Raw genomic sequence first — 22,422 nt, forward strand, 5'->3', positions numbered from 1 at the left:
CCGAGAACATTCCTGGCCTCCTAGTCGAGATCTCCGACCAGGGACCATCAGCGGTGCCATTCCGCAGTTGAAGGCGAGTCCCATCACCTGATGCGGAGGTTACCGTAGCCGAGGTCCGACCCGGTTCAACAAGCGCCCAAAGTTCACAGGTTCGTTTCGCAATGCCCTAGGCCGTCCGGTCATCATCGCGAAGCCCGCCGGGGCCAGAACTTCACGGCTGGCCCCTTGCATGCCTTCTATCTCGCCCGCCACCGGGCTAGGCTGTGCCTCACAGGCGATGGGACTCGCCTTCAAGCGCAGGATCCCTGCTGATGGTCCCTGTTCGGTTCAACCGTGCAGGAGGCCGCAGGTGAGATCACGCAGGACGTCAGGGAAAGCCTTCCGCGGCGCCCAGAAGGAACCGAATCCCTCACGCAAGCTCAGCGGGGCCGAGCAGGAAAGCCTCACGCGACTCGCGGAGCAACTCGCCGCCAGCGACCCCAAGCTCGAGCGCATGCTCTCATGGCGAGCCGGGCACCTCCGCCGCCCGAGCAGCGACCTCGTGGTGGCACTCGCATTGCTGGTTTGCATGGCGCTCGCGGTAGCGCCGCTGGTAGCGGGCGCGCTGCTGCACAACTACGACTGGACCGTGCTCGGACTGGTCTGCGCACCGACTCTCGGTCCGACCCTGAGCTGGGCGACCCTTGCCATGCTCGGTCATATCCCCGTCCGCGGGCACCATGACGCACCGCGATGGCCTGGCGGAGCGCAAGCAAGCGGGTCCAGCGTGACCCGATGACTGAGATATTGGTGGCGCGCCCCCGGGCGTAGCCGCCAATACCGAGGAACGCTCCCAACAACGCACAGCGGCCACCACGCCAGCATGGGTCACGTCGTGCACGTGGCGACACCACGGCTCTCCTTGGCGCCAGCGCCTCTGATGTCCCGGCGGGACCTGGTGATGCGGACAGGCCGTGATAATCCGGGATATCACGGCCTGCCGCACTGCCGATTGGTCCGCACCGTTGCGTGGATTGCTGCGTCGTGTCCAAGTCGTGGATCAGCCAGAAGCGTGAGATGTGGGCGGACTCAGGCGACATCGCATCTAGGCCTGGTCTCCGGGCTCGCCACCCTCGACAAGGGGCATCGCGTCGAGCAGTGTCGAGGTCGTGATCGGTGGCCGGGCCGCCCGCGCTGGGTTGACTCCGGAGCAGTACGTGCTGCGGTTCGCGGTCGTGGAGTCGGCGCGCCGCCTCGCACATCCAGCACCGGCTAATTCACTGCCCGGACGCCCCAAACGCCCGTCCAGGTCCGATCGCCGCCCTCGGACACCAACAAGCCCGAGCAACCTGCCAATTGATAACCGGGGAATAGCCAGGATCCCGGGCGGATATTCTCGACGCGTTGGGAACTCCAGGAGGCGTCCATCTCGTTAGCGTTTCTGCTCAGGGAGTCGGTTCAGGCGACTCGCGCGAGAGGACTCGTGTACTCCGTCGAGCCTAAGGAAATTTGTGAAGGACACCAGCCGTTGCGCCTGATTGCACGGCAAGAGTTGGCCGGCCACCCTTCATCGATGAGGCGATCCCTGGCCCCGGGCCGACCGAAGCCGGTTGCTACATGCGCACGTCCGCTCACGATATGAGATAACAGGCGCAGTCGGGCGTCGATCTCGGCGGGTCCGGTTACACGTGCGGGTGGGAAGCCAGCCGTGCTTCACGACGATCAGCCAGGGCGAGTACACAACCGAAGGCAGGACTCAGCCTGACGCCGGATCACCGGAGAGCGGACTCGAACCCGATCCCGCGCCGTCACGAACATCCCGTCGAGATGGATCGAGGCGGTCACCGTGGATCTGGTCGACGAGTTGCCGGAACTGGCAATCGTAGCGAGCGGGGTCTTCGTGGTCGCCGCCCCGACGCCGCTGCAGGTGGTCTGGCTGATCGCGCTCGCTGTCGTCGTGATCGCCCGGCGCCGACTCCGCGGGCTCGGCCTCGGTGACGGGCCTCAGGGTGGCGGCGGAGGCGGTGGGTTGCGCGTCTGAGGGCCGACCCGGGCGACCTGACCAGGACACAGCCCGGCGTCAGGTCGTCGAGGTTGAATCGTCGTCGACGTGACAGGTCCACGTCGGTCTCCTGAGTATCTGAGGAGCGCCGTCCCATCGGCGTCGGTGCCGTCCGAGAGCGGCCTCGAGGTGATGGAGGGCCCCGAGCGAGGGATAATCGAACGGTCGCCTCCGGAAGCCTTCCCGAGGGCCACCGGATGGACGGACTCCGGACGCCGACGCCGTGATAGGCCCATTTATCACGGCCTATGTGGGCCCCGTTTTCGCGGTGTGCGCCGGCCCGGCCCGGCGGGCCCGCTGCCGGCCCCGCCTGCACACCCACCCCACCCCCGACCGGTCAAGAAGATCCTGGCCGGCGCCGACCCCGAGCGAGCTGTGAGTCGAGGAGCGCTGCAGAACCCCGCTGCCCTCGACCAGTTCATTCGGATAGCCGCGTCGCAGCCTGTCGCGAAGTAGGTGGGTGAGGGGGCGTGAGATCTGAATCGTCGAACGAACCTTCTCTCGATACCCGCGAACGCTTTCTTCGAGCCGCCGCCGTGCTGCTCGACGAACGAGGCTACTCCGGTACCCGGCTCGCGGAGATCGCCGAGATCGCCGATGTTCGGACCTCGGCGACCTACCACTACTTCCGATCCCGAGAAGCGCTGATCGAGGAGGTCGTCCTGTTGGGACAGAACGCCATCACGGATCATGTCGCCGACCGGCTCTCGCGGCTCGAGGACAGCGTTGGTTCGCTGGACCGTGTCGCGGTCGCCGTTGCTGCCCATCTCGAGATCGCGCTCTCCACCCCAGGCGCGGCGTCCGCGAGTCTCCGTGTCGCCGGTCAACTGCCGGCTGCGGCGCGTCAGAGCCTCGCCGGCACCCAGCGCTCCTACGGAGAGCTCTGGCGCGGGCTCCTCGCTTCGCTCGCAGACGAGGGACTTCTCGCCCGTGGGATCGACGTGGGAACCGCGTACCTGCTGGTGATCGGCGCCCTGAATTTCGCTCCGCAGTGGAAGGTCTCCGGCGGCTCCGAGAAGTCGGTGGACGTCGAGTCGTTCCAGCGATTCGTCCTGCGGGCGCTGTCCGGGTCTGCCTGCGAGCGCGCCGGGGCCCGGGAGGTCCCGCCGGGGGCAGGCGAACCGGCACCCGGACTCGCCGTGCCTTAATCTGACTTAAAATGCGAGGCGGCGCCGACGGGCTGAATCAGAGTCCGGCCCGGCGCCTCGCATCGAGCCGGGAGAAGAGGAGAGGGATGACCCGGACAGTGCAGCTCGCCTGCGCGTGGAGCGGTCTGGTGGCTCTGGTTGTGGTCCTGGCCGGGTTCACCCTTGCCGGAGTCCTCCCAGTGCCCCCGCGAGCCGACTACTCGGCGGCCCAGACGGTCGCGTTCTACGCGGACAACCTGGCCGGGGCGCGGGCCGGCTTCATGCTCGCGAGTTTCGGACTCGGCCTGGTCGCCCCCCTCGTCGGGGTGATCGCGGTGCAGATGCTGCGCATGGAGGCGCGCACTCCGGTCCTGGCCTTCACGCAGACCGTTCTCGGCGCGGTCACGGTCGCTGGGGTCGAATGGTGAAACCGCTGGTCAACGTGGGCGCCCCCGGCAGGATTCGAACCTGCGGCACCCGCTTTAGGAGAGCGGTGCTCTATCCCCTGAGCTACGGGGGCCCGGGTGCAGCCTAGCTGCACGTTCGTCGTCGCTCGTGGTCCTCCCCGGTCGACCCCCGGCTCACATCCGGTCCACACCGCGTCGTCGGAGCAGTGAACGCCGCCGCCGTACCGAAGGCCCTCGTCGCGGCGTCCCGACCTGGGTCTCGAAGGCCGTTGCGCGGCCCTCCGCGCCTGGCAGGATCGACCTGTGACCATGCCGAACGCCGAGGAGCCACCGCGCTTTCCCCGGTCGTCGGCCTACCACCCCGACTGGATCCTGACCGGCGCCAGCGGGGGCGCGAACGCGCTGTGGTTGACCGAGTGGCTCGCCGAGGCCATGGAGTTGCGGGCGGGCATGCGTGTGCTCGACCTCGGCAGCGGGCGTGGCACCTCGTCGGTGTTCCTGCACCGCGAGTTCGGGGTGCAGGTGTGGTCGGTCGACCTGTGGTTCGACCCCGGCGAGCGTCTCGCCCGGTTCCGGGATGCGGGCGTCGAGGACGCGGTGTTCCCGTTGCGTGCCGATGCGCGGTCGCTGGCGTTCGCCCCGGGTTTCTTCGACGCGGTCGTCAGCGTCGACTCGTTCGTCTACTTCGGTACCGACGACCTCTACGCGAACACTCTCGCCCGCTTCCTCGTCCCCGCCGGCGCGCTCGGCATCGCCGGGGCGGGCCTGGTCGACGAGCTGGACGGTCCGGTGCCGGAGCACCTGAGGTCGTGGTGGGAGCCGAGCCTGGCGTGCCTGCACTCTGCGGCCTGGTGGCGGCGACACTGGGAGCGCAGTGGGCTCCTCGACGTCGAGCGGGCCGACACCATGCCCGACGGATGGCAGCGGTGGCTGGAGTGGCAGCGCGCGGTCAGCCCGGACAACCACGTCGAGATCGACGCCGTGACCGCCGACCGGGGTCGGAACCTCGGCTACGTGCGGGCGGTCGCCCGCCGGCGGGCGGACGTCGAGCCCGACGAGCCGATCACGTCCCTGCCGACCGAATACGTGTCACGGCCCCTCCTGCGGGGTTAGCCGGTCGGGATCGCTCGACGACCCGGTAAGCCGTCACCACGGATCCACAGCACCCTTCCGGCCCCGCATCGTCCCGGTCGGACCACCGGGCGGCAGCGTCGCCAGCGCGACGATCGGATCGGTGCCCTCGGTGACGGTCTGGGTGCCCTGGTGGTCGTTGAGGCCGGTGGCGGTGTAGCCGGGCCACGCGGCGTTGACCAGGATTCCCGGCAGCGACTGCGCGTACTGCAACGTCAGCATCGTCAGCGCTGCCTTGCTCATCGAGTAGATCGGCGGCGCGACGTCCTGGGGCCAGCCGCGCTCGACCTGCCAGGTCAGGCGCCCGGTCCCGCTCGAGACGTTGACGATGCGCGGGTGCGCGGATGCCCGCAGCAGCGGAAGGAACGCGCGGGTGACCCGGACGACGCCGAGCACGTTCGCGTCGAGCACGCCCAGGACGTCGTCGGCGGTGACCTCCGGCAACGGACAGCGAGGCCCGACGATGCCGGCGTTGTTGACCAGGACGTCGAGCCGGCCGAACCGGTCGCGCACCAACGCGAAAGCTTCCGCCACGCTCGCGTCGGACGTGACGTCGAGCGGGACGAACGTGCCCCCGACGTCGGACGCCGCCTCGCGCCCAGCCGAAGGAGACCGCGCCGACACCAGCACCGTGTGACCCGCCTTCACCAGACGGCGGGCCGTCTCCCGCCCGAGACCCTTGTTCGCCCCGGTCACGAGCGTGATCGTCGAATCGACACCGTTCATGACGACCGACGCTACGATCTAGAGCGTGCTCAAGGTCAAGGAAAGCGGCGAACCGATCCCCGCCGCCGGCGTCACGATCGGCGAGGCAGCGAGAAGAACCGGGGTCTCCGTTCACACGCTGCGCTACTACGAGCGGGCCGGGCTCGTCGTCTCCGCCGTCGACCGGACGTCGGGCGGCACGCGGCGCTACCACCGGACCGACCTGAAGTGGATCACGATCTGCAGCAAGCTCCGGGCCACCGGGATGCCGATCCGGACGATGCGGCGCTATGCCGAGCTGGTCGCGGCCGGGCCCGGGAACGAGGACGAGCGGCTGGCGCTGCTCGAGACCCACCACGCGGAGGTGCTCCAGAAGCTCGCCGAGACCCAGGAGCACCTGAAGGAGATCGAGCGGAAGATCGACATCTACCGCGGGCGGATGGCGGCCGGCGACGCGGACACCCTCTGGGCGCCGGCCCGCTGACCCCGTGTTGCCGAGATGTGACATCGGGCATTTTTCGAGCGCTCCCGGGCGTGCCTCGTCGACGCCCGGGTAGCCCTCGCGTGTGGGAGAGAAGTGTGAGACGTCGAGTGCCCGCGAGGCGACCGACGCACTGCGACGGCTGGTGAGCCAGGCGCGGACGCGTCCCCAGGACGCCGACCGCTTCCTCTGGTCCGCGGACGCCCTCGACGAGCTCGCCCGCATCGCGGACGTCGTCGGTCGTGCCGTCGAGGACGTCGCCGGCGAAGAGAGCGGCGCCGTCCGGGAACACGCGGACCAGCTCGCGACGGCGATCGTCGCGCACCGCAACTCGCTGCTCCGGCCCCGGACCACCGACGACGAGCAGGCCGCGCCGTCACCCCGCGACGGCCGGATCGCGGCGAGCGCCCGCCGCTGAGCGAGCCGCCCCGACAGCGACGCCCGCATCCCGGCGACCGCACGCCGCTCGACGCCCGCCGCGTGTGAGCAGCCCACCGCATCGCGTGGTGTCGATCGGGTCGATTCCTCCGGTAGCGTCGGCGCGTGATGGAGGAGGACCGAGCAGGGGAGCAGGCCCGCGTGGCCGCACGCTCGGTGCTGGCGAACATCGAGGACCTCAACAAGGGGGGCCTCGACGGTGGCAGCCGGGACCGCGTCATCGACCTGGCCCAGAAACTCAGCGCCCGAGGTGGCTCCGGTGGTCGGCTCGACCGCGCCGCCGTCACCGGCATGACCGGTCAGCTCCGGGAACTGCTCACGCCGGTCGACGGCCTGACGGCGAGCACCGTCCGGTCGTGGCTCGACGACATCGAACCGGCGCACTGACCCGCCGTCGGGCGGACGGCCCGGATCAGGCGTAGCCGGACAGCTGCGTCCCGACCCGCTCGGCCATCTCCCGCGCGAGGGCCTGCAGGCCCGACCCCGGGCGCACCATGACCTCGAAGGTGACGATCAACCCGTCGTCGTCGAACGCGATCATGTCGACGCCGTGGACGTCGCGGTTGCCCGCCCGCGCCCGGAACTCGAGCACCACGTCGTGACCGCCGGCCGCGGTGAACGTCCGGTGGTAGCTGAAGTCGTAGAACACATCGAGCGCGGTGGTCACGGCCAGGACGACGGCCTCGCGCGACTGGTACGGGATGTGCGCGACGGGGGAGTGGAACACCGCGTCGGGGTGGACGATCTCCGCGAGCCCGGACATGTCCTCGGCCGCGACCATCTCGTGCCAGCGCGCGAGCGACTTCGCCGCCGCCGGGATGAGTGCGGTGTCGGCCATCGGTGTCCTCCAGAGGTCGGGTCGGGCCCTCAGTGTGCGGGACCGGCCGCCGGGCCCGCCTGCTCGAGTGCCCAAGGACTTGCGCCCCCATGGCCGGCCCCGAACGTCGCGGTCAGGCAGAAGCGGTCGGCGCGCACCGTCGTGTGGCGCCATTCGACGGGACGGTCCCCGGACGAGCCGAGTCGGTCGATCTCGAAGATCGGCGCGCCTTCTCCGATGCCGAGCAGGCGGGCGACGGTGGCGTCGGCGACGTCGGCGTGGATGCGCTCCCGGCCGCCGTCGACACGGATGCCCGCGCGGCCGGCGAGCTCGGTGTAGAGCGCGGTGCGGGTGAGGTCGACCCCGACCAGCGGCTCGGCGTCCGACCACGGCAGCCACACGCGATCCCAGGCCAGCGGCTCGTCGTCGGCGAGGCGGAGGCGCTCGAGCAGGAGCAGCGGGGTCGACTCCTCGAGCCCGAGGCGGGTGGCGACGACGCCGTCGGCGATCCGGTCGAGGCGCAGCACGGTGCTCGTCTGCGTGCGGCCGGACTCCTCGACGGAGGCGAACAGGCTGTAGACCTCGTCCACCGGCTGGTCGATCCCCGGCGGTGGTCCGCCTCGCGCGAGCCGCGGCGGCCGCCCGCGCTCCGCGACGACGATGCCGTCCGCGCGCAGCTGCCCCAGCGCCTGACGGACGGTGTGGCGGCTGACCGCGTACTCCTCGGTGAGGGCGAGCTCGCCGGGGAAGGACGCGTCGAACTCGTGCGCGCGGACCCGACGCAGCAGGTCGTCCTGCAGCTGCGCCCACAGCGGCCGCCCGCCCGCCCGCTCCAGTGCCCTCGGCCCCATGCGCCTCCTTCCCGCTTGACCGTACATCGTCCCCCACCTAATGTCCGGACATAAAAGTACGGACATTTACTCGGCGCGACGACGAGCGAGGAGCCCCGATGGCCACTCCGGAGACCGTCACCCGGCCACATCTCGCTCCCGCGTCGGGTCATGGACGAGCGGTCCGCGAGCGCCTCCCCGGCCTCGCCGTCGCGCTCGTCGTCGCCGGGGTGGCGACCGCGGCCGGGACCGAGGTCCCCGTCGTCGGCGGCCCGGTGTTCGGGATCGTGATCGGGGTGCTGGTCGCGGCCGTGCTGCATCCCGGCGAGCGGTGGCGGCCGGGGTTCACGTTCGCCGCGAAGCCGGTGCTGCAGGCCTCGATCGTCGTCCTCGGCGGGACGCTGTCGTTGCGGCAGGTGGCGTCGGTCGGCTCGTCGTCGTTGCCGGTGATGCTCGGGACGCTCGCGGTCGCGCTGGGCGGAGCGTGGCTGGTGGGCCGGCTGCTCGGAATCGAGCGGGACACGACGATGCTGATCGGCGTCGGCACCGCGATCTGCGGCGCCTCGGCGATCGCGGCCACGCAGTCGGTGCTCAAGGCGAAGGAGTCGACCGTCGCCTACGCGATCGGCACGATCTTCGTCTTCAACATCGTCGCGGTGCTGGCCTACCCGCCGCTCGGGCACCTGCTCGGGCTCGACCCGCACGCGTTCGGCCTGTGGGCGGGCACGGCGATCAACGACACCTCCTCGGTGGTCGCCGCCGGGTACGCCTACGGCGGCGATGCCGGTCCGTACTCCGTCGTCGTCAAGCTCACCCGCAGCCTGATGATCATTCCGGTCGTCATGGCGGTGGCGTTCTGGGTGTCCCGACGCCGGGGCGGTGCGGCTGTCCCGGGCGGCAGCCAGCGGCTGCCGTGGCGGCGGCTCGTCCCGCCGTTCCTCATCGGGTTCGTCGTGGCGTCGGCGCTGACGACGGTCGGGGTGGTGCCCACGTCGTGGCACCCGGCCCTGACCGCCGTCGGCACCTTCCTCATCACGACGGCGCTCGCCGGCATCGGCCTCTCGCTGCGGTTCTCCGACCTGCGCCGCGCCGGCGTCCGCCCGCTGCTGCTCGGGGCGTGCCTGTGGGCGCTGGTCGGTGCCTCGAGCCTGGGTCTGCAGGCGCTCAGCGGGTCACTGTGATCGCGGGGTCGCGGCCGAGCCAGCCGACGAGCCGGTCGTAGGGCCCGGCGTCGTCGGGAACCTCGACGACCGGTCCGAACGGGATGTCCCCGCCGCGTGGATCGGCGGGGAGGGTCTCGCGGACCCGGTCGACGACGACGGCGGCGAGCTCCGGGTCGAGGGTGTCGGCCGCGCCGAGCGCGGTGGCGAGGTCCCAGCCGTGGGCGGCGAGCTCACGGACGTAGCCCCACGCCGCGGCGCGGCCCGCGACGACCCCCCAGGGAACGGTCATCTCGCGCTCGAGGATCGCGTCGTCCGCTTCCCAGACCTCGGTGATCTCGCGGCGCCCGTCGGCGAGCGCCGCGACGTAGGCCGCGGCGTCGTCCTGACGGATCTGGTGCGGGAGGTCGAACGGGTGCCCGCCGCGGCCCACGTGCGCGACGCGGCGGTGGACCGTCACGAGGTGGGCGAGCAGGTCGTCGACGGTCCAGCCCTCGCACGGGGTGGGGGCGTCGAGGTCGATGTCCGGTGTGACCAGGTCGCCGATCTGGGCGGCGGCGCGGATCAGGGCGGGGCGGGGGTCGTTCATGAGGGCCTCCTCGTCGATCTGGGTGGTGGTCACTCGCCGGACATCCGCAGCAGGAACGCGACCCACATCCGGAAGGGCGCGAGCGGGGCGGTGGCGGCGGCGAGGGTCGCGGGGTCGTCGTAGTCGTGCGGGTCGCGGCCGTGGATGCGGGCGAGCGCGGCGGTGGCGAGCGGCTCGTCGGGCCACTCGTCGACCACCCCGCAGGCGCGCAGCCAGATCCCGGACGACCAGAACTCGCCGATGCCGCGGATCCGACGCAGCGCGGCGCGGGCACCGTCGGGACCCAGAGCCTGCAGGCGGGCGACGTCGAGCTCGCCGTCGAGCGCCGCGTGGGCGACGCCGTGCAGGCGCCGGACCTTCTCGAGGGGCAGGCCGGGGATCTCGTCGAGGCCGAGCAGCGTGCCCGGGGTCGGGAAGGTCGTGACGCTCTCGCCGGCCACCGTGAGGGTCTCGCCGTGGTCGGCGGCGATCCTCCGCGTGAGTGCGGCGGCCTGCGTCTTGCCGATGCGCGGCGAGATCACGGCCCACGCGGCGGCCTCGTAGGGGCTGGGGAACAGGGTGGGACGGCGGCCGTGGTGGCGGTCGAGGAGCTCCCCGACGGCGGGGTCGCGGGTGGCGACGGCGTCGAGGCCGACCGCGGAGTGGTCGAGCGAGACGATGCGGGCGCACTGCTGCCGGGCCCGGTCCGGGTCTCCGCTGCCGGTGATCTCGACGGTGACCGGCCCGTCGACGGCGTCCTGGGTGAGGGCGAACGCGACGGGGCGCAGGTCGTCGTCGGCGATCGCCGCGAGGGTGAACGGCCGGTCGGTGTCCCGGGCGAAGCGGGAGACCGGGGCCCAGCGCATCACCGCGGTGCGGGCGAGGTCGAGGGAGAACGGGCCCTCGGGGTGGATCACGTGGCGGGTCGTGGCGCGGATCGAGGATGTGGAGTTGCCGACGTCGAGCGTCTGTGACGCCGCATCGCTGACAACTGGGGTGCTGGTCATGCCGAGCACGATGCGCTCGAATACCCGACACGTGCTGTCGCGATTCTGCGAGAATCTCGGAGCTGTGCGCTCCGACCGCCTGCTGGCCACCCTCCTGCTGCTGCAGACCCACGGCCGGTTGCCCGCGCCCGAGCTGGCCCGGCGTCTCGAGGTGTCCACCCGCACCGTCGCGCGGGACGTCGAGGCGCTCTCGTCGGCCGGCGTCCCCGTCTACGTCGAGCGGGGCCGGCGCGGCGGGGTGGTGCTCATGCCGGGGTTCCGGACCGACGTCAGCGGGCTGACCGACGACGAGATGCGGGCGCTGCTCGCGCTCACCGACGGCGAGCAGGGCGGCTCGCTCGGCCGCGCGGTGGCCTCGGCGGTGCGCAAGCTGCTCGCCGCGGTGCCCGAGGCGCGGCGGGGTGGCATCGCCCGGGCGCGGCGCACCGTCGTCGTCGAGCAGCAGGGGTGGCACCGGGCCGGGCAGCGGACCGATGACGACGCGGCGCTCACCGAGCTCGAGCGCGTCGTCGCCGCCGACGAGCGGATCCGGATCCGGTACCGACCGGCGTCCGGCGACCCGGGATGGCGCACCGTCGACCCCTACGGCCTGGTCAGCAAGGCGGGCACCTGGTACCTGATCGCCGCCGCGCGCGGGACGCCGCGGATGTTCCGGGTGAGCCGGGTCGAGGAGGTCGCCGCGACCGGGACGCCCGCGCGCCGTCCCGACGAGCGCGACCTGGAGCAGGTGTGGATCGAGCTGCGCGACCGGCTCGAGCAGGCGCCGGAAGCGGTGACCGTGCGGGTGCGCGTCGACCCAGGACGGCGGGCGATGGTCGAGCGGGTGGTGACGGCGCAGCTGGTGGGCCCTCCGGAACAGGACGATCAACCCGACGTCGTGCGCCTGCCGTTCCGGGCCGCCGGGGCGGCCGTCGGTGCCCTGCTCGGGTTCGGGGTGGTCCTCGAGGTCCTCGGGCCGCCCGAGGTCCGGGCACTGATGGCGGAACGGGCGGCCGACGTCGTCGCGCTCTACGGCTGAACCGATCTTCGGCCGTTCGCGCGCTGACGAGCCGTGGGGTGGAGAACTAGGGTTCCCGACCATGACGACGGTGCTGGTGACCGGTGGCGGCGATCGGCTCGACGAGGTCTCGTCGGCGGTGAAGGCGACGGGGGCCGAGGTCGTCGTCGTGGACACTCCCGACCGGCTCGGCGAGGCGGTCACGGGGAAGACCTTCGACGCGTACGTGCAGCTCCCGGTGGCGATGACCCCGCCCGAGGGAAGCCTCGTCTCGAAGGTCGAGCAGTTCCTCACCCAGGGCCTGCTGTCGCGCTTCCGCGCCGCGGGGACCGTGCTGCCGACCCTCTCGCCCGGCGCGACGGTGATCCTCGTCGGCGGGCAGACCAACATCGACCTGGACGCCCCGGACGACCGCGAGGCCCGCGTCGCCCTGATGCGCGTCCTCGCCCACGCGCTGCGCGCCGAGCGGGCGCCGGAGCGGCTCACGGTGCGGACGGTCGACCACAGCTGGACCGCCGACCAGATCGCGGCGAAGCTGCGCGGGGACGGGCGGTCGGAGACACCGCCGCCGTCGGGGGGCGACGAGGGCATCGGCAAGGCGTACGCCGACTGGCGCGCCGAGGTCGTCGGGCTGATGCGGGTCGAATTCTGATGTGAGTGGATTTGGTCGCCCTGACGACCAAATCCGTTCACATGGGCTCAGCCCCTTCTCAGCACGGCCGTACACACTGTGCCCATGCGGATCCTCGTCGTCGACGACGACCGGGCCGTGCGCGATTCCCTGCGCCGGTCCCTGGCGTTCAACGGGTACCAGGTCGAGCTCGCCACGGACGGCCAGCAGGCCCTCGACTCGATCACGACGGAGCGTCCCGACGCCCTCGTGCTCGACGTGATGATGCCCCGCCTCGACGGCCTCGAGGTGTGCCGGCGGCTGCGCAGCGCCGGGGACGACCTGCCGGTCCTCGTGCTCACCGCGCGCGAGGCCGTCTCCGACCGGGTCGCCGGGCTCGACGCGGGCGCCGACGACTACCTCGCCAAGCCGTTCGCGCTCGAGGAACTGCTCGCCCGGCTGCGGGCCCTGCTGCGGCGGACCTCGCCGGAGGAGGCCGGCCGCGACCAGTACCCGGACCCGCTGACGTTCGCGGACCTCTCGCTCGACCCCGTCACCCGCGACGTCCGTCGCGGCGACCGGCCGATCACACTGACCCGCACCGAGTTCTCGCTGCTCGAACTGCTCATCGCGAACCCGCGCCGGGTGCTGACCCGCAGCCGCATCCTCGAGGAGGTCTGGGGCTACGACTTCCCGACGACGGGCAACGCCCTCGAGGTCTACATCGGCTACCTGCGCCGCAAGACCGAGGCCGAGGGCGAGTCGCGGCTGATCCACACCGTGCGTGGGGTCGGCTACGTCCTGCGTCAGGACAGCTGACCGGGGCCGTGGAACGACCCGCGCGGGTCCTCGTCGTCGAGGACTCCGAACCCATCCTGGCGTCGGTGACGACAGCGCTGACCGGCGTCGGTCACGAGGTCCTGGCCCGCGCCGACGGCGCCCGCCTGGAGGACGACCTCGCCACCTTCACCCCCGACGTGGTGGTCCTCGACGTCATGCTCCCCGGCCGCGACGGCTACGAGCTGCTGCCGGCCGTCCGGGCGACGAGTGCCGGGGTCATCCTGCTGACCGCGCGCAGCGGCGTGGCCGACCGCGTCCGCGGCCTGCGGGCGGGCGCCGACGACTACCTGGTCAAGCCGTTCGCGCTCGCCGAGCTGATCGCGCGGGTCGAGGCGCTGCTGCGGCGCAGCGGTGGGGTCGGGGACGCGGTGGAGGTCGCGGACGTCGTCGTCGACCCCGACGCCGGGCGGGTCACCCGCGCCGGCCGGGAGATCCCGGTGACCGCCACCGAGCTGCGGCTGCTGCACGACCTCGTCGCGCACCGCGGACGGGTGCGCTCGAAGTCGCAGCTGCTCGGCGCGGTGTGGGGCTGGGACGAGTACGACCTCAACGTGGTGGAGGTCCACATCAGCGCGCTGCGGCGCAAGCTCGGCGAGCCGCGGGTGATCCACACCGTGCGTGGCCAGGGGTACGTGGCGCGCGCGGAGGCCACCGAGGAGGCGCCGTCGTCATGACCCCGAACCGGTGGGGCGGCGCCTCGCTGCGTCGGCGGGTGACGGCGACGTCGGTCGCGGTCGTCGCGGTCGTCGTCGTGGTGGTCGTCGTGGTCTCCGACCTGATCTTCGCGGTGCAGACCCGGTCCGAGGCGCTGACGACGTTGAACGGGCGTGCGCTCCAGGCCGTCCAGCTCGGCGACCAGGGGCTGGCGCCGGATCAGATCGTGCGGCGGGTCGAGGTCGGCGGCGGCGTCGCGGTGGTGGTGCGGGGCCCGGACGGCTCGGTCGTGGCCTCCAACCGCGGCGACCCGGGCTCGTCGTCGGCCCGGCGCAGTGTCACCCGCCGGCTCACCAACGGCGACACCGTCACGCTGACCGCCGACCCCTCGCTGGAGGGCGCGGCCGAGCGGCGGCTGCTGCGGGTGCTGCTGCTGGTCGGCGGGATCGCGGTCGTGGTCGCGGCGGGGGCGCTGTTGTTGACGACGCGGCTGGCGCTGGCCCCGCTCGACACCCTGACGTCGCTGGCCCGCTCGATCGCCGGCGGGCGGCGGGGGGAGCGGTTGACGCCGGCGCGCCGCGACACCGAGCTCGGGCGCGCGGCCGCGGCGTTCGACGAGATGCTCGACGCGCTCGAGGGCGCCGAGGCACAGGCGCGGACGTCGGAGGCGAGCACCCGCCGCTTCGTCGCCGACGCCGCGCACGAGCTGCGGACACCGTTGGCGGGGATCGCGGCGACGGCCGAGGCGGGCACCGCACCCGAGCTCGACCCGGAGGCGCGGGAACGGTTGGCGATGCTGCTGGTCCGCGACGCGCGTCGGGCCGGGCGGATCGTCGACGACCTGCTGACCCTGGCGCGCTACGACGCGGGCCTGCGGCCGGAGCGTCTCGAGGTGGACCTGGTGGAGCTGGTGCGCGTGGAGACCGACCGGGACGCGGTGCTGCACCCCGACGATCCGTCGGTGCTCGACGCCTGTGGCGCGGTGCCGGTGTCCGTGGACGCCGAGCTGACCGGGCAGGCGCTGACCAACCTGATCACCAACGCCCGGCGTCATGGGGACGGTCGGGTGACGGTGACCGTGGGGTGTTCGGCCGGCGTCGCGACGGTGGCGGTCCGCGACGAGGGGCCCGGGGTTCCCGACGGCGAGCGGGAGCGGGTCTTCGACCGGATGGTGCGGCTGGACGAGGCGCGGTCCGGGGGCGCGCGGGGTGGGCGCGGCGGTGGAGCGGGGCTGGGGCTCGCGATCGCCCGGGAGGCGGCGCGGGTGCACGGCGGCGACCTGGTGTGCACGGCGCCCGACGACGGCGGGCCGGGGGCGGTGTTCGTGCTGACGCTGCCGGTGGCGTGATCGGGCGCGTCGCCTCATGTCAGGAAGGGTTCATCCTGACGTCACATGTCAGCGAAGGACCATCGCTGACAGCTCCGGCGGGTGGATCTCCTAGCGCGGCGTGATCCCCGTGGCGTTGATCGACGCGTCCGTGGGTCCGACCACCAGCCGCTTCGTCGTCATCGACGAGTCCTGCGTGATCGAGGGGTCGCGGTAGAGGCCGACCTTGAGGTAGTCGCCGGCGTCGATCATGGTGCCGCGCGGCGGGTGGTAGTTCACGACCTTCGGGAGCCCGTCCCGCCAGACGTCCACGACGGACTTCGCCGGGTCGCGGGAGAAGTGGACGTGCACGACGACGTCGATGGTGTCGTTCGGGCCGAGCGCGCCCACGTCCTGCTCGTCCGTACCGACGTTGGCGAGCCGCAGCCGCCCCTTCCCCGCCTCGAGCGCGACCGGGGGTGAGCCGGTGCCGCCGCGCTGGTGCCACTGCAGGACCAGCTGCCAGGTCTGGGTGTCGGTCGGCAGGCCGTGCAGCGTGCTGACGTCGTGCACCCAGAGGTCGTCGCCCTCGTGGTACTCGGGCAGCAGCGGCAGCACCTCGGAGCGCTCGCCGCCGCCCGGGATCGCGAAGGTGATCGCCTTGCCGTCGACGAAGCTCGGGCGCGCGGCCCCGTTGACGAGGCCGTCCCCGCCGCTGTTGTCGAAGTGGCTCGCGACGTCGCCGATCGTCGAGTCCAGGACGCCATTCCCGGTCGCGGGGCGCGAGGCGAGCAGGCGCCCGGCGGCCAGGGGGTCGACCAGGGCGGCGGAGGGCTTCGGCGGCGGTGGAGGCGAGGTCGCGATGGGCGGCGCGTCGGGCCCGCCCGACCCGTGCCCGGTCAGCAGCACCAGCGGCAGCACGATCACCGCACCCGCGAGCACCGCGGCGAGGATGAGCCGCAGCCGCGACGGGTCCGGGCCACCGGGAGGCGGACCACCCTGCGGCGGCGGACGATCGCAGACAGCGGTCACGCGACGCTGCAGGTCATCGTGGTGCTACCTCCGTACGTGGCGACATACCTCGTCCGGCTCAACGACCGGTCGAGCGTCGGGTTGCGACGACGGCGAGAGTGCTTGCGTTGCGGACACAATAGTTCGCGCACGAGTGGACCCTGACGTTCCCCGGACAGCGGTTTTTCCGTCGGACCGACGACGGCGAGTGGCCGGAACGGGCCTCGTCGGCCCGCCGTCACCGCCATTCGCGGGAACGGTTGAACCGCGGCACTCACACGGACCTCTGATGGAAGTCGTTCTCACTCAGCGCGAGCATGGGAGGTGGCCGGCGGGTGTGACACCGCGGACCGGGACGACGGTCCGTGGCGGACCGCGTCCGGTTCCGGCCTTCAGGGGAGGGACGCGCGGATGGCGGACCGGAGCACGACCGCGGGGCGCTGGGCCGCCCTGTCGGGGGTGGAGGACGCACGGCGGGCGGCGAACTGGGCCGCGAGGAGCGTCGTGGACTCCGCCGACCTCCTCGCGCAGGGGGTGACCGCGATCGCGGTGAGCGCCGTCAGAGGTCGTCAGCACCCGCGCCGCACCCGGCTCCACAGCGTGTAGGTGCGCTCCGCGCGTGTGAGCAGTAATTGACGCTCAGACGTCAATTTGTGCTCACAAGGCCGGAGGCCACCTAGGCACGCGGGATCCAGAACCGCAGCAGCGCTCCGCCCGACGGTGCCTCGTGCGCCGAGACGCCGCCGTGGTGGCGGACCGCGGTCTGGGCCACGATCGAGAGGCCGAGCCCGGAGCCGGGCATGGTGCGGGCGTCGGCGGAGCGGAAGAAGCGGTCGAACACCAGGTCGCGCTCCTCGGGAGCGATCCCCGGCCCGGCGTCGGCGACCTCGAGGACCGCGGTCCCCGGCCGCTCCGGGGCGACGCCCTCGCGCAGCACGACCCGCACCGTCCCCTCCGGCGGGCTCCACTTCGCGGCGTTGTCGAGCAGGTTGAGCACCGCCCGTTCCAGGGCGCTGGCGTCGCCGATCACCTCGCAGGGCGCCAGCTGCGCCTCGAACCGCACCCCGGGGGCCCGGGGCCGCGCCCGGTCCAGGGCCCGCTCGACGACCTCCGACAGGTCGAGGTGCTCGGCCGCGACCTCGGGCGGGTCGTCGCGGGCGAGCTCGACGACGTCGCCGACGAGCTGGGCGAGCTCGTCGATCTGGGCCCGGAGGTCGGCGGTCAGCTCCGCGCGGTCGTCGTCGGAGAGCCGCGGCGCGTCCGGGCGTCCCGACGCGGCGCCCTCCTCGGCGGCGACGAGCAGCTCGAGGTTGGTCCGCAACGACGTCAGCGGGGTCCGCAGCTCGTGCCCGGCGTCCGCGACCAGGCGACGTTGCCGCTCGATCGACGACGCCAGCGCCGCCAGCATCGCGTTGAAGCTGCGGGTGAGCCGGGCGATCTCGTCCCCGCCGGTGACCGTGATCGGCTGCAGGGCCCCGGTGCGCGCGACCCGCTCCGTCGCCGAGATCAGCCGCTCCACCGGGCGCAGCCCGGCCCGCGCGATGGCGACGCCGGCCAGCGCGGCGAGCACCACGCCGATCCCGCCGACGACGACGAGCACGATCGCCAGCCGCGAGAGCGTCCGCCGCGTGGGCTCCAGCTCCTGGGCCAGCACCAGCGCGCGGCCCTGCCCGGCCCCCACGGCGACGACGCGGTAGGGCGCGCCGTTGACGAAGCCGGTGCGCGGCGGCTGCGGTATCCCGTTCGCGACCTCGGTCTCCGGCTGGCCCACCGGCGGCTGGCTGCCCTGGATGGCGATCCACCGGCCGTTGGCGGAGACGATCGCGACCCGGAAGTCGCCCGCGGCCAGCGCGTCCGAGGAGACGACCTTGAACAGCAGCGTCGGGTCGGCGAGATCGCTGGAGGAGGCGGCGGTGGCGCGTTCGACGAGGCTCTGGTCGAGCTGGTCGTAGAGCGCGCGGTAGGCCGTGAAGAACACCGCCACCGAGACCAGCGCGACGAGCAGGCCCGCCCCGACCGACACCAGGATCGCGACCCGGCGCCGCAGCGGGATCTCGAGCAGCGTGTGCCAGCCCGACGGCGCGGCGGGGCGCTCGGCCGGCTCGTCCCCGTCCGGGACGGGGTCGTCGCCGCCCGCGTCCCCGGCGGCCGTCGTCGTACTCATCACCCGTGATCCTCCCGGATGACCCGTCGTGTGCGGGTCGGCTCCCCGGTCCGGGCGCCGTCGGGCCGGCCGAGGGCGTTCACTCCGGCGACGGCGTTCCCGGCGGGCGCGGATCGGTCGACATGGGGGAGGCTGGGCGCCATGAGCGAGAGCGACCCGCGCCCGCCGCGCGGCGGCCCGGCGGAGGGCGCCGAGCCGGACGACGCGGGCCGGGGCTCGGGCCAGGATCCGGAGACCGAGCGGTGGTCGCCGGGCGACCCGGCGGACCAGGATCCGGCCGGCGACCGGCAGCACGGCCTCGGCACCGGCTACGCCCGCCCGAGTGGGCCGGGCGTGCGCTGGAGCGACACCGCGGGCGACGACGTGGCGCCGCGGTCCTGGGCGGGAGCGCCCTTCGGTGGGCACGTGCCCTCGAACTCACCGACGACGGAGGCCGCGGCGCAGTACTCGTCCGGCGACGGGGCCGACTACGGCTGGGGACGCACCCCGGCCGGGGGACGGCCGTCGTCGTCGGGCACGACGGCGACCCCACCGGGCGGGTTCCCCTCCGACCCCGGCGCCGGCTGGGGCGGGACCGCCGGCCCGGACCCCGGCGCGGGCTGGGGCGGCACGCCCGCCCCGGACCCCTACGACCCCGGGGACGACCACACCCGCCCGGGACTGCTCGAGCGGGTCCGGGGCGGTGGTCGCGAGGGGGCGGGGGCCGTCGGGCGGACCGGGCTGATCCTGGTCGCGCTCGTCGCCCTGGTCGCCGGGCTGATCGGCGGCGCGATCGCGGGCTCCCTCGCGGCGGGCGGCACCTCCGGGACCTCGCTCGCGTCGAGCGGCTCGTCCGACGACCTGCCCCCGGCACCGGCGGGCTCGGTGGAGTCCATCGCGTCGACGGTGCTGCCGAGCACGGTGCAGATCATCGGCGCGGCGGGCGAGGGCTCGGGCGTCGTGATCTCCCCGGACGGCCTGATCATGACGAACAACCACGTGCTCGCCGCGGGACGGGGCGGCGCCCTGCAGGCGGTCTTCTCCGACGGGCGTGTCGCGCCGGTCTCGCTGGTCGGTACGGCGCCGGCGGCCGACATCGCCGTCGTGCGGGCGACCGGGATGAGTGGACTGCAGCCCGCCGTCCTCGGGGACTCCGACAAGCTCCGCCAGGGGCAGGCCGTCGTCGCGATCGGGTCGCCGCTGGGCCTGCAGGGGACGGTGACCACGGGGATCGTCTCGGCGCTGCAGCGTCCGGTCGCGGCGGGCGGGTCCTCGTCCGGCGCGGACAGCACGATCGACGCGATCCAGACCGACGCCGCGATCAACCCGGGCAACTCCGGCGGGCCGCTCGCCGACTCGGCCGGGCACGTGATCGGCGTCAACACCGCGATCGCGAGCGTGCCCTCGGGCGGCGGCAGCGGGGGCCAGGAGGGCGGCTCGATCGGCCTGGGGTTCGCCATCCCGGTCAACCAGGCGCGGCGGATCGCGACCGAGCTGGTCCAGACCGGCCGGGCGACCCAGGCGATCATCGGCGTCCAGCTCGCGAACGGCGGGCCGCGCGGCGCCACCGTCGCGGTCGTGACGCCGGGCTCGCCCGCCGCGGCCGCCGGGATCGTCCCGGGCGACCTCGTGACGAAGGTCGACAACCGGGTGATCGAGGACGCGAACGCGCTCGTCGCCGCGATCCAGTCCAGCGCGCCGAACCAGGTGGTCACCCTGACCGTGGCCAGCCAGGGCGCGGCGCCCCGGCAGGTCCCGGTGACGCTGGGGAGCCGGGTGATCGGGGGCCGGTAGGTGCCTGCGGCTTGTGAGCAGTAATTGACGTCAGGGCATCAATTAGTGCTCACGAGGCCGTAGGCCACCTAGAAAGCACCACGAACGACCGCCCCGTCGCGTCCATCTCCTCGGGCGCCGAGCGCTCGGTGACCCACAGCCCCGCGGCCGCCGCCACCTCGTCGACGGCGGCCGGCCCGAGCACCGCCCACGGGAACCAGGTGCCGGTCGGGCCCGCGGCCTCGTCGCGCGGGCCCTCCTCGCTGACCAGGTGCGCGGCGCCCTGCCAGAACTCCGCGCCGGGCTCCACCTCGAGCAGCACGGTGCCGTTCTCGGCGAGCAGGTCCCGGCAGCGGCACAGCAGGGCGACCGGATCGCCGCCGATGCCGATGTTGCCGTCGGCGAGCACGACGTGCTCCCAGCGGCCCTCGCCGGGCAGCCGCTCGAACGCGTCCCGGTGCAGCACCGCGGCCCCGCGCTGCAGGCAGCGCTCGACGGCCTGCACGGAGACGTCGACGCCGAGGGCGGGCACCCCGCGGTCGGCCAGCGCGACGACGAGCCGGCCCGGCCCGCAGCCGAGATCGAGGGTGGCGCCGAGACATCGCTCGAGCAGCCACCCGTCGTCGCCGTCGGCCTCGTCCTGCCAGCGCTGCACGGCCAGCGGGAGCACGACCCCGTCGGCGCGGACGAGGCGGTGGCTGCGTCCGGCGAGGGCCGCGTCGAACACGGTGGCGCCGCCGGGCACGACCGCCGGGCACTGGGTCTGCTGCGTCTCGGACACGGGGTACTCCAGGGCCGCGACGGCCGTCGGCGGGACCGGGCGTTCGCGGGCCGCGTCGACCACGGCGAACGGCTGCGTCATCGGCGACAGGGACGTCACGGGCTGACACCTCCGGGCACGGGCAGGAGGTCGCCGACCGCGCGGGCGAAACGACCGTGGGGAACGAGTTCGGACACGCGGACGGCGTCGTCGGCGGTGTCCACGTCCGACAGCAGCGGCAGCTCGATCACCGCGTCGTGACCCAGGCCCGCCCGCAGCGCCGCGAGCGTCAGCCGGCCGGTGTCGTCGTTGGAGGTCGGGACGTCGGTGATGAGCGCGGCGTGCCGCGGGTCGGCGAGCGCGAGCGCCCACCAGCCGCCGTCGAGGGCCGGGCCGAGCGTAGCGGTCGCCCGCGACTCGACCGTGCGCAACGCGTCGTCGAGCAGTCCGGCGTCGAGCTGCGGGGTGTCCATGCCGATCTGCACGGTGACGGCGCCCGGGAAGGCCTCGGCGACGTCCGCGTGGGCGGCGGCGATGCGCTCACCGAGGGAGTCCCCGCGCTGGGGCACGACGGTGTGCCCGGCCAGCGCGGTGGTGATCTCGTCGGCGCGCACGGCGTCGGGGATCGAGCCCTCCAGGGCGACGACGACCCGCGCGCCCGGCGTCGCGGCCGCGGCCTCGAGGGTGTCCAGCAGCGCGGCGGCGGCCAGTCCGGCGGCACCCTCGGGGGTCGCCGGCGGACTCAGCCGCGTCTTGGCCCGGCCCGGGACCGGCGCCTTGGCGAGCACCAGCACGACGCGACGGACGGCCGCGTCGCCGCCGGACCCGCGAGATCCTGCCTGGTCGGCCTGCATGATCGTCGCGTTCGCGGCGGGGGTGGTCATCGGTTCGCCCGTCGCCCGTCCGCGTCGGCGGGCGGTGCGCCGGGCCTCGTGCGTGCCAGCGCTCTGGTCATGTCGCGGACCGCGCGGAACGTGCCGCGCACCGAACCGGACACCTTCGATCTCCCCCCTGCCCGCGGCCGGTAGGCCACGTCCACCTCACGGATCCGCCACCCGGCGGCGCCGGCGCGGATGAGCAGCTCGAGCGGGTAGCCGAAGGCCCGATCGGTGATCCCGAGATCGAGCAACGCCTGCCGGCGTGCCACCCGCACGGGCGCGATGTCGCGGACCCCCACGCCGCGCACCCGCATGAGCCCGGAGAGCACGAGATTGCTCAGCCGGGCGTGCCACGGCCACACCCCACGTGCGGCCGGGACGCGTCGCCCGACGACGAGGTCGACGCCGGTGTCGCGCAGCATCCTCACCATCGCCGGGAGCTCCGCCGGGTCCAGTGAACCGTCGGCGTCGATGACCGCGACCACCTCGGTGCGGGTCGCCTCCAGGCCCGCGTGCACCGCGGCGCCGTAGCCCTTGCGGGTCTCGTGCACCACGAGTGCCCCGCGCCCGGCCGCGAGGTCCGGCGTGCCGTCCGTCGACCCGTTGTCGGCGACGACGGCGTCGAACCCCTCGGGGAGCGCGTCCAGCACCGCGGGCAGCGCTTCGACCTCGTTCAGGCACGGGAGCACGACATCGACACGGTCGCTCACCGCGGTCACGCTATGAGGTCGCCGTCCG

General features: G+C 73.3%; 26 protein-coding genes, 1 tRNA gene and 2 riboswitches. Of the genes, 16 read left to right on the plus strand and 11 right to left on the minus strand.

What is annotated here, in order from left to right; genetic code table 11:
- Positions 1-31 precede the first annotated feature (31 nt).
- Positions 32-97, minus strand: a riboswitch (Fluoride riboswitch).
- 167 nt (positions 98-264) lie between these two features.
- A riboswitch (Fluoride riboswitch) is annotated at positions 265-328 on the plus strand.
- Positions 329-349: 21 nt separating this feature from the next.
- The 4 genes from LQ327_RS35345 (at position 350) to LQ327_RS28630 (ending at position 3,596) form a co-directional block, all read left to right on the plus strand.
- Entirely contained in the window at positions 350-778 is a 429-nt protein-coding gene (locus LQ327_RS35345; RefSeq protein ID WP_372460773.1) for a DUF3040 domain-containing protein, read from the plus strand.
- 1,047 nt (positions 779-1,825) lie between these two features.
- Positions 1,826-2,020, plus strand: coding sequence for a hypothetical protein (locus LQ327_RS28620; protein ID WP_230739354.1), 195 nt, complete (start codon positions 1,826-1,828; stop codon positions 2,018-2,020).
- 491 nt (positions 2,021-2,511) lie between these two features.
- Complete coding sequence (locus LQ327_RS28625; RefSeq protein ID WP_230739355.1) at positions 2,512-3,189, plus strand: TetR/AcrR family transcriptional regulator; 678 nt, start codon at positions 2,512-2,514, stop codon at positions 3,187-3,189.
- Positions 3,190-3,275: 86 nt separating this feature from the next.
- Positions 3,276-3,596 carry a hypothetical protein gene (locus LQ327_RS28630; protein ID WP_230739356.1) on the plus strand — a complete coding sequence of 107 codons (321 nt, stop codon included), beginning with the start codon at positions 3,276-3,278 and terminating at the stop codon, positions 3,594-3,596.
- A 19-nt stretch (positions 3,597-3,615) separates the two neighbouring features.
- On the opposite strand, the gene LQ327_RS28635 is transcribed toward LQ327_RS28630, so the two are convergent.
- A tRNA-Arg gene (locus LQ327_RS28635) sits at positions 3,616-3,688 on the minus strand.
- Positions 3,689-3,884: 196 nt separating this feature from the next.
- On the opposite strand from LQ327_RS28635, the gene LQ327_RS28640 reads away from it, so the two are divergent.
- On the plus strand, positions 3,885-4,688 hold the full coding sequence (locus LQ327_RS28640; RefSeq protein WP_230739764.1) for an SAM-dependent methyltransferase: 804 nt from the start codon (positions 3,885-3,887) through the stop codon (positions 4,686-4,688).
- Between the two features lie 33 nt (positions 4,689-4,721).
- On the opposite strand, the gene LQ327_RS28645 is transcribed toward LQ327_RS28640, so the two are convergent.
- Entirely contained in the window at positions 4,722-5,432 is a 711-nt protein-coding gene (locus LQ327_RS28645) for an SDR family NAD(P)-dependent oxidoreductase (RefSeq protein ID WP_230739357.1), read from the minus strand.
- 25 nt (positions 5,433-5,457) lie between these two features.
- Here LQ327_RS28645 and LQ327_RS28650 point away from each other — a divergent pair, with 25 nt between their 5' ends.
- The 3 genes from LQ327_RS28650 to LQ327_RS28660 all read left to right on the plus strand — a co-directional run bounded on the left by LQ327_RS28650 (position 5,458) and on the right by LQ327_RS28660 (position 6,717).
- Positions 5,458-5,895 (plus strand): MerR family transcriptional regulator, encoded by a 438-nt coding sequence (locus LQ327_RS28650; RefSeq protein ID WP_230739359.1) that lies wholly within the window; start codon positions 5,458-5,460, stop codon positions 5,893-5,895.
- 82 nt (positions 5,896-5,977) lie between these two features.
- On the plus strand, positions 5,978-6,310 hold the full coding sequence (locus LQ327_RS28655) for a hypothetical protein (RefSeq protein WP_230739361.1): 333 nt from the start codon (positions 5,978-5,980) through the stop codon (positions 6,308-6,310).
- A 125-nt stretch (positions 6,311-6,435) separates the two neighbouring features.
- On the plus strand, positions 6,436-6,717 hold the full coding sequence (locus LQ327_RS28660; RefSeq protein WP_230739363.1) for a hypothetical protein: 282 nt from the start codon (positions 6,436-6,438) through the stop codon (positions 6,715-6,717).
- 25 nt (positions 6,718-6,742) lie between these two features.
- Here LQ327_RS28660 and LQ327_RS28665 read toward each other — a convergent pair whose 3' ends face one another.
- A complete protein-coding gene (locus tag LQ327_RS28665; RefSeq protein ID WP_230739364.1) occupies positions 6,743-7,168 on the minus strand; it encodes a nuclear transport factor 2 family protein in 426 nt (141 codons plus the stop codon).
- 29 nt (positions 7,169-7,197) lie between these two features.
- Positions 7,198-7,998 (minus strand): GntR family transcriptional regulator, encoded by an 801-nt coding sequence (locus LQ327_RS28670; protein WP_230739365.1) that lies wholly within the window; start codon positions 7,996-7,998, stop codon positions 7,198-7,200.
- 98 nt (positions 7,999-8,096) lie between these two features.
- On the opposite strand from LQ327_RS28670, the gene LQ327_RS28675 reads away from it, so the two are divergent.
- The gene (locus LQ327_RS28675) at positions 8,097-9,158 is read left to right on the plus strand and encodes a YeiH family protein (protein WP_230739366.1); all 1,062 of its coding nucleotides are present in this window, start codon (positions 8,097-8,099) and stop codon (positions 9,156-9,158) included.
- On the opposite strand, the gene LQ327_RS28680 is transcribed toward LQ327_RS28675, so the two are convergent.
- Together LQ327_RS28680 and LQ327_RS28685 are read right to left on the minus strand one after the other, a co-directional pair.
- The gene (locus tag LQ327_RS28680; protein WP_230739367.1) at positions 9,142-9,759 is read right to left on the minus strand and encodes a TIGR03086 family metal-binding protein; all 618 of its coding nucleotides are present in this window, start codon (positions 9,757-9,759) and stop codon (positions 9,142-9,144) included. The two genes, LQ327_RS28675 and LQ327_RS28680, sit on opposite strands and share 17 nt — an antisense overlap.
- Positions 9,756-10,712 carry a DNA-3-methyladenine glycosylase family protein gene (locus LQ327_RS28685; RefSeq protein ID WP_230739368.1) on the minus strand — a complete coding sequence of 319 codons (957 nt, stop codon included), beginning with the start codon at positions 10,710-10,712 and terminating at the stop codon, positions 9,756-9,758. The genes LQ327_RS28680 and LQ327_RS28685 overlap by 4 nt, the downstream gene beginning before the upstream one ends.
- A 64-nt stretch (positions 10,713-10,776) precedes the next feature.
- On the opposite strand from LQ327_RS28685, the gene LQ327_RS28690 reads away from it, so the two are divergent.
- From LQ327_RS28690 to LQ327_RS28710, 5 genes are all read left to right on the plus strand, one after another.
- Positions 10,777-11,730, plus strand: a complete 954-nt coding sequence (locus tag LQ327_RS28690) for a helix-turn-helix transcriptional regulator (RefSeq protein WP_230739369.1) — start codon at positions 10,777-10,779, stop codon at positions 11,728-11,730.
- Positions 11,731-11,791: 61 nt separating this feature from the next.
- Positions 11,792-12,361 carry a hypothetical protein gene (locus LQ327_RS28695; protein WP_230739370.1) on the plus strand — a complete coding sequence of 190 codons (570 nt, stop codon included), beginning with the start codon at positions 11,792-11,794 and terminating at the stop codon, positions 12,359-12,361.
- Positions 12,362-12,445: 84 nt separating this feature from the next.
- Positions 12,446-13,138 (plus strand): response regulator transcription factor, encoded by a 693-nt coding sequence (locus LQ327_RS28700; RefSeq protein WP_230739372.1) that lies wholly within the window; start codon positions 12,446-12,448, stop codon positions 13,136-13,138.
- Between the two features lie 8 nt (positions 13,139-13,146).
- Entirely contained in the window at positions 13,147-13,833 is a 687-nt protein-coding gene (locus tag LQ327_RS28705; protein WP_230739374.1) for a response regulator transcription factor, read from the plus strand.
- Positions 13,830-15,161: a HAMP domain-containing sensor histidine kinase gene (locus LQ327_RS28710; protein ID WP_230739376.1), complete on the plus strand. Its 1,332-nt coding sequence runs from the start codon at positions 13,830-13,832 to the stop codon at positions 15,159-15,161. The genes LQ327_RS28705 and LQ327_RS28710 overlap by 4 nt, the downstream gene beginning before the upstream one ends.
- A gap of 90 nt (positions 15,162-15,251) precedes the next feature.
- Here the strand turns inward: LQ327_RS28710 and LQ327_RS28715 are convergent, their stop codons facing one another.
- Positions 15,252-16,151: a heparin lyase I family protein gene (locus LQ327_RS28715; protein ID WP_230739378.1), complete on the minus strand. Its 900-nt coding sequence runs from the start codon at positions 16,149-16,151 to the stop codon at positions 15,252-15,254.
- A 390-nt stretch (positions 16,152-16,541) separates the two neighbouring features.
- On the opposite strand from LQ327_RS28715, the gene LQ327_RS28720 reads away from it, so the two are divergent.
- A complete protein-coding gene (locus LQ327_RS28720; RefSeq protein ID WP_230739380.1) occupies positions 16,542-16,736 on the plus strand; it encodes a hypothetical protein in 195 nt (64 codons plus the stop codon).
- A 70-nt stretch (positions 16,737-16,806) separates the two neighbouring features.
- On the opposite strand, the gene LQ327_RS28725 is transcribed toward LQ327_RS28720, so the two are convergent.
- Positions 16,807-18,294 carry a HAMP domain-containing sensor histidine kinase gene (locus LQ327_RS28725; protein ID WP_230739381.1) on the minus strand — a complete coding sequence of 496 codons (1,488 nt, stop codon included), beginning with the start codon at positions 18,292-18,294 and terminating at the stop codon, positions 16,807-16,809.
- Between the two features lie 141 nt (positions 18,295-18,435).
- Here LQ327_RS28725 and LQ327_RS28730 point away from each other — a divergent pair, with 141 nt between their 5' ends.
- The gene (locus tag LQ327_RS28730) at positions 18,436-20,067 is read left to right on the plus strand and encodes a trypsin-like peptidase domain-containing protein (RefSeq protein ID WP_230739383.1); all 1,632 of its coding nucleotides are present in this window, start codon (positions 18,436-18,438) and stop codon (positions 20,065-20,067) included.
- A gap of 49 nt (positions 20,068-20,116) precedes the next feature.
- Here LQ327_RS28730 and LQ327_RS28735 read toward each other — a convergent pair whose 3' ends face one another.
- From LQ327_RS28735 to LQ327_RS28745, 3 genes are read right to left on the minus strand one after another with little or no spacing between them, the layout of a single operon-like run.
- Positions 20,117-20,926, minus strand: coding sequence for a methionine biosynthesis protein MetW (locus LQ327_RS28735; protein WP_230739385.1), 810 nt, complete (start codon positions 20,924-20,926; stop codon positions 20,117-20,119).
- Positions 20,923-21,660 (minus strand): TIGR04282 family arsenosugar biosynthesis glycosyltransferase, encoded by a 738-nt coding sequence (locus LQ327_RS28740; RefSeq protein WP_230739766.1) that lies wholly within the window; start codon positions 21,658-21,660, stop codon positions 20,923-20,925. Before LQ327_RS28740 ends, LQ327_RS28735 begins: the two co-directional genes overlap by 4 nt.
- A 26-nt stretch (positions 21,661-21,686) precedes the next feature.
- A complete protein-coding gene (locus LQ327_RS28745) occupies positions 21,687-22,394 on the minus strand; it encodes a glycosyltransferase family 2 protein (RefSeq protein WP_230739387.1) in 708 nt (235 codons plus the stop codon).
- Between the last annotated feature and the right edge of the window lie 28 nt (positions 22,395-22,422).

Source organism: Actinomycetospora endophytica (assembly GCF_021026375.1).
Classification (GTDB): Bacteria; Actinomycetota; Actinomycetes; order Mycobacteriales; family Pseudonocardiaceae; genus Actinomycetospora; species Actinomycetospora endophytica.

Excerpts from the sequence above, each read along its gene's own strand:
- LQ327_RS28630 (WP_230739356.1), top strand. The coding sequence starts at position 3,276 with ATGACCCGGACAGTGCAGCTCGCCTGCGCGTGGAGCGGTCTGGTGGCT.
- LQ327_RS28640 (WP_230739764.1), top strand. The coding sequence starts at position 3,885 with ATGCCGAACGCCGAGGAGCCACCGCGCTTTCCCCGGTCGTCGGCCTAC.
- LQ327_RS28645 (WP_230739357.1), bottom strand. The coding sequence starts at position 5,432 with ATGAACGGTGTCGATTCGACGATCACGCTCGTGACCGGGGCGAACAAG.
- LQ327_RS28665 (WP_230739364.1), bottom strand. The coding sequence starts at position 7,168 with ATGGCCGACACCGCACTCATCCCGGCGGCGGCGAAGTCGCTCGCGCGC.
- LQ327_RS28670 (WP_230739365.1), bottom strand. The coding sequence starts at position 7,998 with ATGGGGCCGAGGGCACTGGAGCGGGCGGGCGGGCGGCCGCTGTGGGCG.
- LQ327_RS28675 (WP_230739366.1), top strand. The coding sequence starts at position 8,097 with ATGGCCACTCCGGAGACCGTCACCCGGCCACATCTCGCTCCCGCGTCG.
- LQ327_RS28685 (WP_230739368.1), bottom strand. The coding sequence starts at position 10,712 with ATGACCAGCACCCCAGTTGTCAGCGATGCGGCGTCACAGACGCTCGAC.
- LQ327_RS28695 (WP_230739370.1), top strand. The coding sequence starts at position 11,792 with ATGACGACGGTGCTGGTGACCGGTGGCGGCGATCGGCTCGACGAGGTC.
- LQ327_RS28700 (WP_230739372.1), top strand. The coding sequence starts at position 12,446 with ATGCGGATCCTCGTCGTCGACGACGACCGGGCCGTGCGCGATTCCCTG.
- LQ327_RS28710 (WP_230739376.1), top strand. The coding sequence starts at position 13,830 with ATGACCCCGAACCGGTGGGGCGGCGCCTCGCTGCGTCGGCGGGTGACG.
- LQ327_RS28720 (WP_230739380.1), top strand. The coding sequence starts at position 16,542 with ATGGCGGACCGGAGCACGACCGCGGGGCGCTGGGCCGCCCTGTCGGGG.
- LQ327_RS28725 (WP_230739381.1), bottom strand. The coding sequence starts at position 18,294 with ATGAGTACGACGACGGCCGCCGGGGACGCGGGCGGCGACGACCCCGTC.
- LQ327_RS28730 (WP_230739383.1), top strand. The coding sequence starts at position 18,436 with ATGAGCGAGAGCGACCCGCGCCCGCCGCGCGGCGGCCCGGCGGAGGGC.
- LQ327_RS28740 (WP_230739766.1), bottom strand. The coding sequence starts at position 21,660 with ATGCAGGCCGACCAGGCAGGATCTCGCGGGTCCGGCGGCGACGCGGCC.